This is a genomic window from Sporosarcina sp. resist, from assembly GCF_014302295.1.
Taxonomy (GTDB): domain Bacteria; phylum Bacillota; class Bacilli; order Bacillales_A; family Planococcaceae; genus Sporosarcina; species Sporosarcina psychrophila.
Window position 1 is genome coordinate 4,970,328 of record NZ_CP060287.1, and the last position, 17,001, is coordinate 4,987,328.

A 17,001-nucleotide genomic window follows, 5' to 3' on the forward strand; every position below is an offset into this window, starting at 1 on the left:
ACTATTCACCTTTTCTTTTAATAAGTCGTAATTGCAATGTAGCTAAACGTTTGCCGAATGGCAGAAGAAACCATTCCTTCTCTGCCATTATACGTGATTTCATAATGACGAAAAGGAAAACAACCGCTCCCACCGAAACAGATGTTAATGCGATAAGTGTCGCCTCAATCCGACCTGATAACTGGTCAAATAAAAACCCGTCTGCAATGAGCATCCACGGTAAAACAACCGCAATCATGAGAGTAGTTGCCCCTATCACCCATCCGTAAAAACGTGTTGGTGCAAGGCGAATTGGCCATACTGTTTTAAAGTAAAGCAGTAATCCAAACGTAATTACTGCGAAACCGATATTGCCCGCAATCGCCGCTCCCGTGACATTCCATAGAGGAACCAGAAGTTGATTCGCGAAGATTTTTATAACCAACCCACCGATAAGCAGGAGCGTTGGCACTTTAACTTTCCCCGCACCTTGAAGCATCGCTGTTAACGGTAAAATAAGCGATAACCAGAGAATTTGTAATGAGAAAATAATGAGGGCTACAGAACCATCACGTGTTTCAAACAGCATTTCATTCACATAAGGCAAAACAAGTGCAAGCCCTGCCGCTGCAGCCCAACCGAATAGGAAAGCAGTTCGGAACGTTAGCTGGATAAACGGTAATGCCCCTCGTCCCGCTTTTTTTGCCGAATGATGAGCGATAAGTGGAACAATCGCGAGCGCTAATGTCGAAGCAATCAGAATCCCCATTTGTACAAGCGGTTGCCCACGATCGTAGACACCTTTCATCACCATGGCTGCATCCGCCGCAAAACCATTAGATAGCAGGATATTATAGATTGTAAATGAATCGGCCAATTGAAACAGCAGGAGAATAAGTGAACTTGCGCTGATCCCCAAACTGACAATCGTCAATTCTTTCACCACTCGCCACGTGTCCACTTTTTCTAATGGTCCTTTGAACGTATTCCGAAAATAGAGTGCAAGTATAATAACGCCAGCACCTTCCCCGACAACTGCCCCCCACATCGCTACCTCACCTGCCACGTAGAGAGAAGCACCTGATCGCACCGCAATCCATGTGCCTATGAGAATGACCGTTACACGGAAAGCCTGCTCACCAACGCCTGAAACCGCAACAGGTACCATTCGACCTTCCGATTGAAATGAACCCTTCAAAACTGCTAACGCCGGCATCAGTAAAACAATATACGCGCCAGCACGCAGGAGAGGTACGAGCTCAACATCGCCCATGGAGCGCGCGAAAAATGGCGCGAAAATAGTTAATAGAGCAAAAAAGGCCACTGATAATAAAAGTAGATAGGTAAATGCCACACGCATCATCGCTTTTGCTTCACCGCGACTCGTACTTCCTGCAAGCAGTTTCGATACCGCCACTGCAAAACCGTACGACGTCCAGACAATAAAAATGCCAATGAACGGATACACTTGCTGATAAATATAAAACCCTTTGTCACCGACAAGGTTTTGGAACGGAACTCGATAGACTGCCCCAAGTAATTTCACAATGATTGCAGAGATGGTCAGAATCGACGCACCTTTCATAAACGTTTTCATGTCCCATTGCTGCGCCATAATCGTGCCTCTTTCTTTCGTACATAGTACACCCATTATATCATGAACGAATAATGACGATATTCAGGATAACATCGAATATTCTAATTTAAATTATTAAGAGGTTTAATTGTACAACGTTATGGGAAAGACATAGGTATAAGTTTTGTAAACATTTAACTGTTAAATTATATCAAAAAATAAAACTGATAAAAAAGGTAAAATAGGAGGGACCAAGGATGGTAAAAACAATTCCTAAAAAGCGAGTTCTATCCGTATTAATAAAATTAAAAAGAAATGATATGTACGCGACGGCAAAGCATTTTGGTTTAAGTCATCCGGTTGTCGTTGCACGTAGCCAAGAACTGGACACCTTATTGAATCGATATCAGGGGATCCGGGCTATACAGTGATCCGACAATATGTCGTTTTCTAAATACAAATAATCAACTATATAGGTTGAATACAAAATCCCATTGAATTCGCTACGGCGCTCGGGGATGCCTCTCACCCTAAGCCAAGCAGTTTTACTGCCAGTCTTAAGGCTTCGGCTACCCCTTGTAAGGCGCCTTCGCTTAATTTATATAGGTATTCATTTGTTCAGTATATATAGATAGAGTTAGTTACTGTTGATGATCCTTACTGAATCGCAAGGACTTCCGATTTTCACCTAAACCGCCCTGTTAACTTAAGAAAAGATCTTTTATGGATTTTAAGATGAAATCTTGAACTAACAAAAATAGCAACCAGCCACTCACTCCTAGGCCAATGGAGATAAATAGATGAACGGAATTTTGTAAGGCTACATAAACGACCACTAACAAAAATGCGGTTGCAGGAAATCCCCAAAGTACTCCTAACGCAAACTTACTTAACGTTGCGGCTTGTTCTCCCTGGACATACAGCCATACAATACTGAGTAAGCTGACTAAAGGAAGAGCAGCTATTATCCCCCCATACGAAGGAAATCTTCTTGAAACCTCCGTCACAATCCCAATAACGATTGCCGAAGCAATAATTTTCATTATCACATACATTGTTTTGCTCGCTCACTTAAGATTCTTAGGGCCTGCTCTATCAAATTCTTTTCATCATCATCCAGTTGGTTCAAAACTTGTTCTAATTTGTCTTCATCGAGACTCGTATTTCTATGCAAAACTTCTTTACCTAAATCCGTTATACAAAGAATCACTTTTCTTTCATCAAGAGGATCTCTCCCCTTTACTAAATACCCCTTTTCAATGATTCTTTTAGCATGTTCCGAAGCTGTATTATGAGAAACTCCTATGTGTGAAGAAATTTCATTGATTCCCGTCCCTTCCTGTTTATCTACAAGTTGGAGAATACGGACCATTTGATGAGAGATTTTTTCTTTATGGGGATAATGTAAATGAAAATAAGTATCCGTCCAATATTGATTTAATAGCCTAACTTTACTGTTCACAAATACCACTCCTTTTATATCTCGCAATACGATTATATCGCATTATAAGATATAAAAGGAGAGTTAATGCACTATAGGTGAAAATGAGGATAAAACCAAAAGTAAACCACCCCTGGGCCTAAGTAGCAAGGGTGGTTTACTTTTTCGTGCTGATTATCTTTCAAATGGGAAATTGGATTCCTCTATAATAAAATGACGATGACGAGTCACAGCATATATTGCTGCTATTCCTAACAATATTGCTGAAATTATAAAAGTAATTCGCACATCCCATATTTCGGCAAGTGCGCCAAACAGTAAAGAGGAAACTGCAAATAATAACGACACCAGCGAACTCTCTACAGCATAAATTTTTGGGAGTTCTTCGGGACTGGCTGATTTTTGAAGAAATGTGTTTGCAGCAATTGCTTTTAGTTGTTGAAAAACCCCAATGAGTCCCATAAGGACAAGAGACAGCCAAGCCATTGTCGTTAAACCGAAAAGAAGTGTCAGGATACTGATTCCAAAGGAAAAAGTAATCAAAACATACTTCAAGTTTGTCTCAAATACCGTGGTAAAACGTGAGCATATAATCCCACCGATGACCATTCCCAAAAAGAACGATGTATTAATATATCCCCACCAAGACTCATTCTCACCAAGAATTTCAGCCACGAAGACGTAGAGTATAGAAGCAATCCATACAACATTTGCGACTGCTTCAAATGCGATGATCACATAAAGACTCTTATACAACGGGTTTCTCCAAACGATTTGCCAACCTTCTTTTAGCTCACCGCTTTGACGACCTTCGGAAAATTTCCTGTAAAACTCGGTTGGATCAACAATTTTAGTCATCAGTAAAGTAGCAACCAGATACAATGCCAACGTGATTAAAATGACATCTTGACCGCTGAAAATTGCAACAAGCAGACCGCCAAGTGCCCAGCCCCCTAAATTTACTGTTTCGTAAATGATGGAGAAGAAGCTATTGGCTTTCACAAGTTCATTTTTGGGAACCAAGCGTGGTAACATTGCTTGGCTTGCTGGTGCTGCCCAACCGTCTAAGAATGCAATCGTAAATACGAAACTTACTATAACGAGTATGCTCGACGTTATGTGAAATACTAAGATAAGCGCTAGCAAACACAATAATAATGTCTTACTTACTTGCGAATGAACAAGCAGGGTCTTTAATGGATATCGATTTAACAGTAGCGGGGAAATCATCCCGCTAATAAAACGACCAAACATACTAAGAAATGGTACCAATGCCAATATAAATGGTGACTCTGTCGAAGCATATAAAATTGAAATAAGCCCCACAATATAAAAAATATCACCTAAATTGGCCATTGATTGGCCAATCCAAAGAAAACGGAAAGATGCACTCTTCATTCTTACTACCCCTTTACAATCAAAATTTAATTCTGATTAGTACAGGGTAGTTTTACACTCGACAAATACCTCCTAAAATCTATTGTTTTACAACACAAAATACAAAATGCAAAAAAATCACAAAATGCTACAATATAATAATGTTTATAGAGGTAGTAAGAATGAGTTATATAACTCTATTATACGTCAATTTGATATGTTTGAATACAAATTTTCAGAATACTATTCACTAAATCCATAAAGCTAATGTACCCACAAAGATTAACTTTCACAGTAGTCAAAGAAAAATGCTATAAATACTTTTTTAGGACTTGCTCTAGTGTAAGTATTGTCGCAAATTCACCATGTAGTGTCGCTAGGCGATATAGTATGTACAGTTTCTGCATCATAATAGGTATCATTTTGATCCATCTTTCCAAAGGCGGCTGTTGCATCTGAGGTATTGTTATTACTTTCACCAATGGGCATAAGTTTAATCTCCCACGTATGGAAGCATTCATTCAGATAAAATGCACCTCGTTCTATATCCTTGGACACGCTGCTACACTGTTGCGGATCAATAAGGTCATGACCCTCTGCATCATAGTTCCAGTCCCGTGATATCTCAACCCAACTTTGTCCAGCTTCCAAGTCTTTACGAGCTTTTAACGTATAAACTGCTGTGGGATCAGCGCTTTCGTTTTCAAAAACTACATAGCGAACTTCTCTTTCCATTTCATTCTTTGAATCCTCTACAAATTGATCCATAGCTTCCAAGTTCTCTACATCACTTCCTACTTGAATAATGTCAGTTTCATGTGGTGTAAAAATCTCTCCGCTTTTATGTCCCACTTGTACGCTGTTTCCACACGCTACAAGCCACATGCAGAAACCAATTATAAATCCAGCCTTTATGATTGGTTTCAATAAAATCATTCTCCATTTCGCATAGTTAGATTCTGTAATTCTAGTTCAGCTTACTTTTACGATGGACAGGCACTATTAATATTTATGTCCCACAACTCCCCGAAGAATATACAAATAGAAAACTCAATCCAAATAAGGTTAGTTATACAGAAAATTGCTAGAAAGACACACAATATAGATTATAGTTTTGAAAACGGCATATGAACTGAGTGTAGAAGCCTTTAAAGGAGTCGCCGAAGCGGATTTGAAAAGGGAATATTTATTAAAAAAAATATAGTATATATGTGGAACTAATGATTCTATATAATCTCCAGCGAAGGCATCCCCGAGCGCCGAGCGTTGTTGAGTGGTTTCTTTATATCAGCATATATAGTTGTTATACGTGTAGGTGGGACACAGCTTCAAGTATTTTCATTCTCAAATTAATCTTCTATTTTAGACGTTCGTATTGTTCTAAAGTTTCAAATTTTCTTTATATAATCCAATTGAAATCCATTAACTATTAAATCCTTCTTCAATTATCTACTTCCTACATAGGTATGTATCTCCCTAATCACCGCCCTAAATTTACTTATAGTGGGTAAAATTCATGTTTAAAGTATTAATAATGGGTCCCGTCTTGTACACTAAGAGATAAAGACGTTAATCGGAAGGGGAGATATGATTGGAGAAAACTGTGAAAAGTGAGTTGTTTTCTTGGATACAATCACTATTATTTGCATCTGCAATTGTTTTTATCTGTTACCAGTTTTTATTTGTACCAACGAAGGTGCAAGGAGAATCCATGTTGCCGACCTTCGAAGATAATAACCGTGTTATTGTGAGTAAAGTGAGCATGATTGACAGATTCGATTTGATTGTTTTTCATGCCCCTAATGCAACAGATAAATACATTAAAAGGGTCATCGGAGTACCCGGAGATCGTATTGAGATGATTGATGACATATTGTACGTTAATGGAAGTGTATATGATGAGCCCTATGCTAAGCGTATTGATGGAGATCCAATCACGGATCGGATAACTGGAGATTTCACGTTAGCGGAAATTACAGGGCAAGAGGAAGTACCTGAAGGCGCTTTTTTTGTACTTGGCGATCATCGCTTAAAGAGTAATGACAGTCGATATTTCGGATTCATTTCTGAGGATGCTGTCATTGGTGAAGTGAAGCTGCGGATTTACCCATTCACGGAAATCAGTATACCGAAATAAGTATATACTTGAAGGACTCCTTTTTTGGAGAATGATTAATTTTAATTGGTTTTATATATATCAAAATGAAAAGCGAGTCGCCAGTGGCGACTCGCTTTTCATTTCATTTTCCGAAGAAGGTAAAGCAAATACGGCGTGCCAATCAGCGCTACAATCAGACCACTCGGAATATCTTTCGGAGCAATAAGAATCCTTCCGACAAAATCTGCTGTGACAAGAAGCAGTCCGCCTAATAATCCAGATACGGCAAGCAAAGGCAGGTGACGGAAACCGACCAATCTACGTGCAATATGAGGTGCTACGAGCCCGACAAAGCCAATCGTCCCTACAATTGAAACGGCTGCCGTACTTATCGCGACACCAACGATCAATGCCCAAACACGGGTCGACTTCACTGAAAGTCCAAGACCCGCCGCCACATCATCACCGAACGTCAACGTATCCAAACTGCGTGTCAAGAAAATGGCCGGACCGATGAACAACGCAAATAGCAACAAGGCTAGCTGTACATCGTCCCATCCTTTTGCGTACGTACTTCCCGACAACCAGACGAGCGCAGCCGCTACGGCGAGTTTCGCTTTCACGACAAACACTTGTGTGGCGGCCGAGCCGAATGCAGAAATCGCAATTCCCATAAGTGCTACAAGCATCGGTTGGAAATTGTTTTTCCATGACGTCCCTAAAATTATACCGAGTGCAATGGCAGCTCCCACGACTGCACCTAGCGGCATATATTTGATCGGAATGGCGGGAAATAACACGAGAAGCATCATCGCCCCGGCACCACCCATTGATGTAACACCTAAAATACTTGCATCCGCCAATGGATTTCGTAATACCCCCTGCAATAATACCCCCGCAACTGCAAGCATAACCCCGACGATGAACGCCGTTAACACGCGCGGGACTCGGAAATTCCACACAACAGGTTTCAACCATTCGGTCGTCCATGCAGTGCCATTGAATGATAAAGCCAATGAAATAATAACAACAATAAGTGCGACAACGATTGTAATGACAACCGATAGTTTCACTGGTTTCAATGTACCGCCCATTTGACGGTCGCCCCGACTATGCGTTTTTGCAGTTTTCCATGCCAAGTACAACAGCCACGGTCCGCCGATCAACGCTGTCATTGCACCAACCGGTACTTCTTGTCCAGGTTGAACCAATCGCCCTAACACATCGGCTCCTATCAGCATGACACTTCCCCATAAAAATGACTGGAGGAGAATGTTCAAATGCCCTCGAACGCCAAGCATTCGAACAATATGCGGGGCCATTAATCCGATAAAACCGATTGGGCCGACTACACTTACTGTTGCAGCCGCAAGGACAATTGCAACAGCCCACGCGAGTAATTTAACAAACCTAACATTTTGCCCAAGAGACGATGCAATATCTTCACCCAGCGACAACGTATCCAATGGCTTTGCCAACACTAACGCGAGGACGAAGAACACAATGATAACCGGTCCTGCAAACGATACACCGTCCCAATTTAATTGAACAAGTGTACCGGAGCCCCATAAAAAGAGACCGTTCGTCTGGTTTTCGAATAATAGCTGCAAAGAACCTGTCATCGACGCAAACAATAACGAAATAATCATTCCTGTCAGCGCGACACGAACGGGTTCCATTTGCTTACCTGCTAGCATTACAACGAGAACGGATGACAGTACAGCACCCATCAATGCAACAATAAACGGAAAATTCCCGAGTAGCGATGGGAAGAAAATCATTGAAACAACGACGAAAAAATAAGCGCCTGCATTAATTCCTAGTGTGCCTGCAGATGCTAATGGGTTGTTCGTCAACGTCTGCAATACAGCGCCCGCCACTGCAAGGGCACCACCAGCAAGTATCCCGATTATTAACCGCGGAAGACGCAGAGAGAGCACGATGTCCTGCACGCGCCCCTCTGTCCACACTTCTTTTACTAATTGGGTAACAGTATAATCCGCTTGACCTTGTGTTAAGTGAATAAAAGATAATAAAACCAACAGGAACAACCCAATAATCATAACTAAAAAGGATCGTTTTCCTGAAGTCTTTCTTGCCATTACTTACTTACCATCGTGCTTGTAATTTTATTAAGCAGTGTTTCAGCTGAAAGAGGACCTCCATATAACCAAGTATCCCCGCCTAGATCATACAGACGGTCTTCTTTCACGAAATTCAAGTTCTTCCAAACCGCATTATCTTTTAATTGTTTCTCATAAATATTGTCGTCGGCCTGAACGATATACAAATAGTTTGCATCCTCATACTTCGTTAGACCTTCAACGTTATACGTACTCGAACCGTAAATTTCAAATTGATCTGGGATATGGATGTTGTTTAAACCAATTTTCTCTAACATAATTGAAGCCATTGAGTTTGGCGTAAATACACGAACTTCAGGTGCTTGAGGTCCTGTATAGGCAAGTGTTAAGACAACATCTTTTGTTTTCAAACCGGCATTTTCGATAGTCGTTTTCGCTTCTTCATATTTCACATCCAGGTCAGCTAATACCTGTTTCGCTTCATCCTTTTTATCAACCGCTTTTGCAATCTCGTTAAATGTTGTTATCATTTCTTGATACAAATCCATTTTTTCATCTTCAGGATACGGATTAAAAATGACCGTAGGCGCAATTTTCTCTAAATCCGCAATCATCCCATCATGACGGAAGCTAGTACCGATGATCAAATCCGGTTCCAATGCAGCAATCGCCTCCAAATTCGGTTCTTGGCGACCTCCAACATCTGCTACGTCTTTGCTAAGCTCTGCATCGATATTCACCCAATCATGATATTCTTGTATATCCGCCATCCCAGCAGGCTGAATGCCTACTGCCAATAAATCTTCCGCATATGTCCATTCTAAAACAACGATTTTTTTAGCAGGCTTATCGAGCGTCACTTCACCATTAACACCCGTAATTGTTATACTATTTTCTACTTTTTTATTGTCTGCAGCTTTATCTTCTTTCTTCGAAGAACAACCTACCAACAACACCGCAAAAAGCGCTAAAATAAGCAGGGATTTTAAAGACTTCTTCATACTTAACATTCCTCCATTTATCTATATCTTGATTATTATTCTCATTTAGTAGTTTAAACTTGATTAGACGGCTTTGTAAAGTTTATTCAAAAATAAATGACCATCATTCTCAATAGATGCTAAATATGCTATGCTTATCTCTAATTGAAAATGAAAATCATTTAGATTCCCTATAGATATGGAGGCATTCCAATGCATACCTCAATAAAAGCTGAAAACCTATCGATTGGCTATCAAGATAATCTACTCTTTGAAAACCTGAATTTATCGATTCCTAAAGGCGAAATCACTGTTTTCGTCGGTAGTAACGGCTGTGGTAAGTCTACGTTACTCCGTTCAATTGCCCGTCTTTTAAAACCATCTGACGGCTCTATTTTACTTGAAGGTAAGGATATCCACTCGCTGTCTTCACGTAATGTAGCAAAGAAAATGGGTATTCTTCCACAAGGACCTGTATCACCTGAAGGGCTTACGGTACATGATCTTGTGAAACAAGGACGCTATCCACACCAATCGTGGCTCTCAAGATGGACTGAAGAGGACACGAAGAAAACAGAAGCTGCAATGACAGCGACTAGGATAAGTGATCTACGAGATCAATCGATCGACACGTTATCAGGTGGTCAGCGGCAGCGTGCATGGATTGCAATGACACTGGCTCAAGATACAGACGTCATTTTATTGGATGAACCAACGACCTACCTCGACATGACGCATCAGATTGAAATTCTTGATCTACTGTTCGAATTAAATGAACAAAAAGGCCGTACCATTGTAATGGTGCTACACGATTTGAATTTGGCCTCCCGTTATGCGCACAATATCGTCGCTATTAAAGATGGCGGTGTCCATGCGCAAGGCAAGCCAGAGAATATTATTACCTGCGATTTAGTTCGAGCTGTGTTTGGGATGGAGTGTCAAGTTTCCACAGACCCTCTTTTCGGTACACCACACTGTGTTCCATTCGGACGGGGCCGTTGTATCGTACCGGAACTCTGGAAAAATACGGGTGCTTAAGTTACACGCAGAACACATTTCTGCACTAGAACGTTTCAGTGTGCGTATCGGTGAACAGGCGACCACGTTTATGTCGGCGGCAGATATGTTATCCGAATCAGGTTGCGACAAACTATTTGAGATAATTCAAAGTTTGTCTGGTGCCCCAACGAATACTGTCGCTACATCTATTTATATGAGAAGGCATGGTTTTTTCATTGCTGCCCAACTACATTTAATGAGTGAACATAATTTACTTTGGGCTGGTGATTTGGACGATGTATCGTTATTCATCGAAAATGATACAATCTTTTTTTCCGTTCCACCTGCCGGCTTTAGACTCGTACAAAACCGTGAAAAAGATATCCGCTTTATTCTTGAGACCTACGGATACCCTGTCGTTGACTATTTAAGCAAGCGTGCAAAAATCGCGAAGTTAATTTTGTGGGAAAACATATGGGGGTACGTCTTATGGATGTACTCGATGCTGCTTCAAGAAAATTCCTTATTTGCACAGCAAGATTTAGATGTTTTATTGGATGATGAAGCTTGGAAACCTGCAATGCGCCGCTCCCCTTTCAAACAATATTTGAACAACCAACAGGCACTGGACGCTATGGCGAATTATAAACGATTAACATGTTGTTTGTATAAGGAGCTTCCGAACACGGAAAAATGCCCCTATTGTCCACTGGCAAAGAGTAAAAGTACAAACGCCTAAGTTCAGAGGCAACAGGCATAAAGCCATTTATAGAAGGTATTCTAAATTTGCACCGTCTTGCCGCAACAAGGGGGGATATAGTTCAATTCCTACCCACTGCGTAACTCACTTCCTCCGCGCATTTTGCGTCCGAAGTCTAGACGTATAAATTCTATGTTGGAAATTATCCTCAGTTCGAGATTTTATAATTTCCTAGACGTTAAAAACAGCCCACACAAACCGTCAATATCCGGTTCGTGTGGGCTGTTTTTATGGTTCCATCTGTTTCGCTAAAAAATGCGCGGCCGTTTCCGCCGCTTTCATTTCAGTTTCGCCGATAAAATGCACCTTTGATAACAGGTAAACAGCACCAATCGTATCCCCCGCAGCAATAATGGGTGCAATACAATAAGACTTCACCTGCTCCACTTGTCCAGGCACCCACTCAATCGCCTTTTCAAGTTTTTCAGTAACGATTTTACGGCCTGTCATAATCTCATCGAGATCAGGCGACAACTGGCGATTCAAATAATCTTTTTTCGATAATCCGGACACGGCAATCATTTCATCCCTGTCACTAATGAGCGCAGGCGTGCCTAGTGTTTCGTACAATGTTTCCGCATACTCTTTTGCAAATTGACCGAGTTCTGATATCGGCGAATACTTCTTCAAAATAACTTCGCCATCCCGGTCGGTAAAAATTTCAAGTGGATCCCCTTCACGAATCCTTAGTGTCCTTCGAATCTCTTTAGGGATAACTACCCTGCCAAGATCGTCGATTCTGCGGACGATTCCCGTTGCCTTCATACATGATGCCTCACTTTCCACAAAATTGAACGTTAACTTTGTTTCAATTGTAGTATGCATCAAGGATGGACAAAATATGCAACATGCCCTTTAGACGGAATCACTAACAACAGTTTCCTTTAAAGACGACTGAAGAATTCGCATCATTTCTTCAAGTACATCAAATGCAGTCTGTTTCCCTGTATGACGCTCATCGATTCTCATGATAAGACAACCATTTTCCATCGTGAACCCAACTGCACGACCAAACGCCATTGAATCGGATACCAGTTTTGCGCCGTCTGTTTTCGCAGTTCCTTCAGGCGATATGCGAACTTCAATAAGCGATTGTTGTTTCTTGATGGATTCGGCACCCGCGATACGTCCCCAAGCTTTTACCCTTGCAACACGTAGTAACAAGTCAGCCTCGAGCGGCATATCACCGAATCGGTCTGTCATTTCATCGACAAGTTCATTGTAGTCGGTTTCATTTTCAATCGCTTTAACCATTTTGTACATTTGAATCTTTTGGAATCCATCACGTACATACTCATCTGGAATATATGCATTAAGCGGCAACGCAATTTCCAAGTCTGGTATATCCGCTTTTACAATACCTGTCTGCTTCTGCTCAACAGCTTCTTGCAACAATTGAGAATAAAGATCGAAACCAACCGAGTCGATGAAGCCATGTTGCTGAGAACCAAGTAAATTACCCGCACCACGAATTGATAAATCACGCATCGCAATTTTGAAACCCGAGCCAAGTTCCGTAAATTCCTTAATTGCTTGAAGACGGTTTTCTGCAACCTCTGTCAGCACCTTATCACGCTGATAAAGGAAATAGGCATAGGCAACACGATTCGAACGCCCAACGCGCCCACGTAGTTGGTAGAGCTGTGATAACCCCATACGGTCAGCGTCTTGAACGATAAGTGTATTGACATTCGGAATATCGATACCTGTTTCAATGATGGTTGTCGTTACAAGAACATCATACTCACCTTCAAGGAAACTTAAAATCACCGACTCAAGTGCCGACTCGCCCATCTGACCATTGGCAAATCCAACTCGCGCTTCAGGCACAAGCTGCTTGATTTCATCGACTTTACGCTCCATATCTTCCACCCGATTATACAAGTAGAATACTTGCCCACCACGGCCCATTTCCCTTTCAATTGCCTCGCGGACAAGTGCAAAGTTTTGCTCCATAACATAAGTCTGGACAGGGAAACGGTTTGCTGGTGGCGTTTCAATAACGGACAAATCACGAACACCAAGCATCGACATATGGAGCGTCCGTGGAATAGGTGTTGCGGTCAATGTCAGGACGTCGACATGTGTTTTTAACTGTTTAAGTTTTTCTTTATGCGTTACGCCAAATCGCTGTTCTTCATCGACAACAAGTAAACCAAGATCATGGTAGGCGATATCTTTAGAAAGAAGGCGATGTGTACCAACGATAACGTCGACTGTTCCCGCTTTCAATCTTTTCAACGTCTCCGTTTGTTCCTTCTTTTTCCGGAAACGATTTAAGAGGGAAACTTCAACTGGGAAACCAGAAAAACGCTCTTTCATTGTTTCGTAATGCTGTTGCGCTAAAATCGTTGTAGGTACAAGGAATGCGACCTGCTTGCCATCTGATACAGCCTTAAATGCAGCACGAATTGCAACTTCCGTTTTACCATAACCAACATCCCCACAAAGTAAGCGGTCCATTGGACGTTCTTTTTCCATATCCAATTTCACTTCAGCGATAGATCTGAGCTGATCATCGGTTTCGTCGTAAGGGAACGCGTTTTCAAATGCCATTTGCATGTCGTCATCCACTGCAAATGCATGTCCCTTTTCCGATTCCCGTTTGGCATACAGCTCAATTAGGTCGTCCGCAATGTCTTGTACTGCTGCGATAACTTTTGTTTTCGTCTTCTTCCAGTCTGCCCCACCCAGCTTATGCAGTTTCGGTTCTTTTTCCCCGGAGGCGACATATTTCTGGATTAAATCGATCTGGTCGGCAGGAACGAATAGCTTATCTTCTCCGCGGTACCTGATGTCGAGGTAATCTTTGTGAATACCGCTTACTTCGAGCGTTACAACCCCGTAATACTTCCCAATCCCATGATGAACGTGAACGATATGATCACCTGGCTTGATTTCCGAGTAACTTTTGATGCGTTCTGCATTGGTCATCTTTTGCGGACGTGCTTTCCGTTTCGGTGTCCCTTTGAAGAGCTCAGAATCTGTTATAACTGCCATCCGTTGAAACGGCAGCTCGAAGCCAGCAGACAAATCGCCATCGATGACAATTATGCCACCTGCTTTTGACGGTTTGCCAGACAAGGCAGATTGCATATCGTAATCTTCAAGGATAGATTGGACTTTCTGCATTCGTTCATTGCCGTCTGCGATAATGAAAATATTGAAACGTCCTTGGTGCCAGCGTTCTATCTCATTTTTCAATAAACTCATCTGCCCATGGAACTGCTGCATCGGTTTACAAGAAAACGTCACTGTCTTTTTCACAACAATTCCTGGAACTGTGCGCACGAAAAGGGATAAATATACTTTTCGTTGCTTTAATGTTCCATGTACCTCTTCGAATGAATATGAAGTTTTTGCATCATGAACAATTTTCCCTTCTTCAAGAAGAGCAACCATCCATTCCTTTTCATCCGACTCTAGTGATGCAACAACCTCAAGGACCCTTCCGATTTCATCAAATAAAACGATTCCGTTACTTGGAAAATAGCTTTCAAGGGAAGTCGTTCCAGCTGAAAACGATGCATATTTCAACATATTTTCCGGAATGGATCCCTCCCTCATTAAAGCAATATCCCCCTTCATATTAATGGTTAACCGTTCTTTCGCATCCACATCGTTCATCTTCTTCAAACTAACGCCAAGCGCATTCTCCAGGTTTTCTGCGATGATCGTCAAATCTTCAGCCTTCCAAACAAATTCGGCAGCGGGAAGAATTGATACGTCTTTCAACTTACCTGTTGAGCGCTGATCTTCCGCCGAGAACGTGCGAATCGAGTCAACGTCTGTATCAAATAATTCAATCCGTACGGGTTCTTCCAAATTCAGCGGATATAAATCCAGGATACCCCCACGCAATGCAAACTCACCTGGTGCTGTTACCATTGACTGTCTCGTATAACCCATTGACACAAGTCTTTCAAGCCATTCTTCCATATTAATTTCTGCGCCTATTGTCGTTGATAATGAATTGGATAGCCAGCGTGCTTTTTCAGGTAATAGTTTTTTCATGCCTGCAATCGGCGTGATATAAACCCCCTTCCCAGTTCGTACCATATGATCTAATGTATCGATGCGCTGGGCGCGAAGTTCATAGCTCGAAACAGAAAAGTCCGCAGCAATGAGTTCCTCTGCAGGGTAAAGGTGGACGAGTGAATCGCCCAACATTTTGACGAGGTCTTCATATGTACGCTGGGCTTGCAATAAATTTGGGGATACGATAAGAATGGGCCGTTTGCTCGACTGCTGAAGCACTTTGAAAAGAATCGACTTCGCCCCGCCTGACAATCCCGCGATAAGTTGACGGTCTATTCCCGCCTCCAACTCTCCCACTAGTTCGTCAATCTCTTTCTCTTGTAAAAACAAATCTATTAGTGATTCCAATGCTACACATCCTTTCTTTCATAATAATAGTAGGCGTTCAAAAAGGGCTAGGCCATTCAAGTGCGCCAAGTCCAAACTATATTTATATATTGGAAAAATAATTATCTATATATGTTGTAATAAAGAATCCTACCAACAACGCTTGGCACTAGGGGATGCCTCCCACAATAAGCCGGATAGAAAATCACTGTCAGACTTATTGCTTCGGCTAACCCAGTAGACGCCTTTGCTGGAAATTATCTCATTAACTGGACATCAAGTAACCGAAGCCCTAAGACATCCCCTTATGCCGCAGCCAATTCAAAATAATTTAATAGTTCAACACAACTACCTTTAGACAGAAAAACAGAAAAAGCTTTGGACGCATTTAGCGCCAAAGCGTACATCTTATTGAAGCCATTTGTTAAGTGTATAGTAGTCCGGGAATCGTTGAAGCGATTGCTCACACTGTTCGCAGATGCATCGCACCGTCAATGCCCCGTCTTTTTCATACGTCAGAAAATGCTCAACTTCCTCTTCGTCCATCTTGTGCAGCAGAAGGATAGCCTCCTTCGCAGATTCAAACGGAAGTGTGCCAATTTCAGTCTCACAGTGCCGGCAAGTATAACGGATCGCCATTTTAGTCTCCGCCCCTTTTCTCAAAGTATAGGCGCAAGACGGCTTTATTATTCCTTATACACCATTAAAGTTGTTCATGACATCATTAAATGGTTTGCCCAGCCACGCTTCACATGCGGATGCACTTTTTTTCACCATGTCTTCAATTAATGGTTTTTCATCTTTGCCGAAAGGTGCTAGAACGTAATCAGCCACTTTCATACCACCGATGGGACGACCAACACCGATTCGGATTCGATTGAACTGGTCCGTACCAAGATGAGCAATAAGTGATTTCATGCCGTTATGGCCACCTGCACTGCCTTTTTGACGCAGTCGAATTGTTCCGGGAGCAATATCAAGATCATCATACAGAACAACGATATCTTCTACGTCGATATCGAAGTAATCCATCAATGGCCGAACACATTCACCAGATAGGTTCATATAAGTAAGCGGCTTGACAAGCATTACTTTTCCTTCCGGACGATGGACAACCGTATACATGCCACCAAATTTCGATTGTACTGCAGTGATTGGCAGACGAGTACTAAGCTCGTCAATGACATGAAACCCCACATTATGGCGTGTTTTTTCATATTGTTTACCCGGATTTCCGAGTCCTATTATCATTTTCATAGATTTCATCTTCCTTTTACACTAGAGGATTTAGAAAAGCGCTAGAGTCTAGACACCGATTCATGTAGATAAAGTTATACTTTCC

Annotated in this window: 14 protein-coding genes and 1 pseudogene; 4 read left to right on the plus strand and 11 right to left on the minus strand. The window is 41.7% G+C overall.

From position 1 onward, the window contains the following. Window position 1 precedes the first annotated feature (1 nt). Window positions 2-1,594: a putative polysaccharide biosynthesis protein gene (locus tag H7992_RS23950; RefSeq protein WP_187046253.1), complete on the minus strand. Its 1,593-nt coding sequence runs from the start codon at window positions 1,592-1,594 to the stop codon at window positions 2-4. A 218-nt stretch (window positions 1,595-1,812) separates the two neighbouring features. On the opposite strand from H7992_RS23950, the gene H7992_RS23955 reads away from it, so the two are divergent. Then, window positions 1,813-1,986, plus strand: coding sequence for an aspartyl-phosphate phosphatase Spo0E family protein (locus H7992_RS23955; RefSeq protein WP_082786772.1), 174 nt, complete (start codon window positions 1,813-1,815; stop codon window positions 1,984-1,986). 270 nt (window positions 1,987-2,256) lie between these two features. Here H7992_RS23955 and H7992_RS23960 read toward each other — a convergent pair whose 3' ends face one another. The 4 genes and pseudogenes from H7992_RS23960 to H7992_RS23975 all read right to left on the minus strand — a co-directional run. Beyond that, on the minus strand, window positions 2,257-2,610 hold the full coding sequence (locus H7992_RS23960) for a DUF3147 family protein (RefSeq protein WP_067213732.1): 354 nt from the start codon (window positions 2,608-2,610) through the stop codon (window positions 2,257-2,259). Then, the gene (locus H7992_RS23965; protein WP_067213733.1) at window positions 2,601-3,017 is read right to left on the minus strand and encodes a MarR family winged helix-turn-helix transcriptional regulator; all 417 of its coding nucleotides are present in this window, start codon (window positions 3,015-3,017) and stop codon (window positions 2,601-2,603) included. The genes H7992_RS23960 and H7992_RS23965 overlap by 10 nt, the downstream gene beginning before the upstream one ends. A 153-nt stretch (window positions 3,018-3,170) precedes the next feature. Further along, on the minus strand, window positions 3,171-4,394 hold the full coding sequence (locus H7992_RS23970) for an MFS transporter (protein ID WP_187046254.1): 1,224 nt from the start codon (window positions 4,392-4,394) through the stop codon (window positions 3,171-3,173). Between the two features lie 290 nt (window positions 4,395-4,684). Beyond that, a pseudogene (locus tag H7992_RS23975) lies at window positions 4,685-4,832 on the minus strand (cysteine hydrolase); the annotation flags it as partial. Between the two features lie 1,132 nt (window positions 4,833-5,964). Between H7992_RS23975 and lepB the strand changes: the two are divergent. Continuing rightward, on the plus strand, window positions 5,965-6,510 hold the full coding sequence (gene lepB, locus H7992_RS23980) for a signal peptidase I (RefSeq protein ID WP_067213736.1): 546 nt from the start codon (window positions 5,965-5,967) through the stop codon (window positions 6,508-6,510). A gap of 98 nt (window positions 6,511-6,608) precedes the next feature. Here lepB and H7992_RS23985 read toward each other — a convergent pair whose 3' ends face one another. Both H7992_RS23985 and H7992_RS23990 read right to left on the minus strand, forming a co-directional pair. Further along, window positions 6,609-8,573 carry an iron ABC transporter permease gene (locus H7992_RS23985; RefSeq protein ID WP_187046255.1) on the minus strand — a complete coding sequence of 655 codons (1,965 nt, stop codon included), beginning with the start codon at window positions 8,571-8,573 and terminating at the stop codon, window positions 6,609-6,611. After that, window positions 8,573-9,556 carry an ABC transporter substrate-binding protein gene (locus H7992_RS23990; RefSeq protein ID WP_187046256.1) on the minus strand — a complete coding sequence of 328 codons (984 nt, stop codon included), beginning with the start codon at window positions 9,554-9,556 and terminating at the stop codon, window positions 8,573-8,575. The genes H7992_RS23985 and H7992_RS23990 overlap by 1 nt, the downstream gene beginning before the upstream one ends. A gap of 192 nt (window positions 9,557-9,748) precedes the next feature. Here H7992_RS23990 and H7992_RS23995 point away from each other — a divergent pair, with 192 nt between their 5' ends. Both H7992_RS23995 and H7992_RS24000 read left to right on the plus strand, forming a co-directional pair. After that, window positions 9,749-10,573: an ABC transporter ATP-binding protein gene (locus tag H7992_RS23995; protein ID WP_187046257.1), complete on the plus strand. Its 825-nt coding sequence runs from the start codon at window positions 9,749-9,751 to the stop codon at window positions 10,571-10,573. Beyond that, the gene (locus H7992_RS24000) at window positions 10,566-11,273 is read left to right on the plus strand and encodes a hypothetical protein (protein WP_255428538.1); all 708 of its coding nucleotides are present in this window, start codon (window positions 10,566-10,568) and stop codon (window positions 11,271-11,273) included. Before H7992_RS23995 ends, H7992_RS24000 begins: the two co-directional genes overlap by 8 nt. 249 nt (window positions 11,274-11,522) lie before the next feature. Here H7992_RS24000 and spoVT read toward each other — a convergent pair whose 3' ends face one another. The 4 genes from spoVT to pth form a co-directional block, all read right to left on the minus strand. After that, on the minus strand, window positions 11,523-12,059 hold the full coding sequence (spoVT, locus tag H7992_RS24005; RefSeq protein ID WP_067213740.1) for a stage V sporulation protein T: 537 nt from the start codon (window positions 12,057-12,059) through the stop codon (window positions 11,523-11,525). A gap of 90 nt (window positions 12,060-12,149) precedes the next feature. Further along, window positions 12,150-15,680, minus strand: a complete 3,531-nt coding sequence (mfd, locus tag H7992_RS24010; protein ID WP_067213741.1) for a transcription-repair coupling factor — start codon at window positions 15,678-15,680, stop codon at window positions 12,150-12,152. A 387-nt stretch (window positions 15,681-16,067) separates the two neighbouring features. After that, entirely contained in the window at window positions 16,068-16,298 is a 231-nt protein-coding gene (locus H7992_RS24015; protein ID WP_067213742.1) for an anti-sigma-F factor Fin, read from the minus strand. Between the two features lie 54 nt (window positions 16,299-16,352). Then, a complete protein-coding gene (gene pth, locus H7992_RS24020; RefSeq protein WP_067213743.1) occupies window positions 16,353-16,916 on the minus strand; it encodes an aminoacyl-tRNA hydrolase in 564 nt (187 codons plus the stop codon). Window positions 16,917-17,001 lie beyond the last annotated feature (85 nt).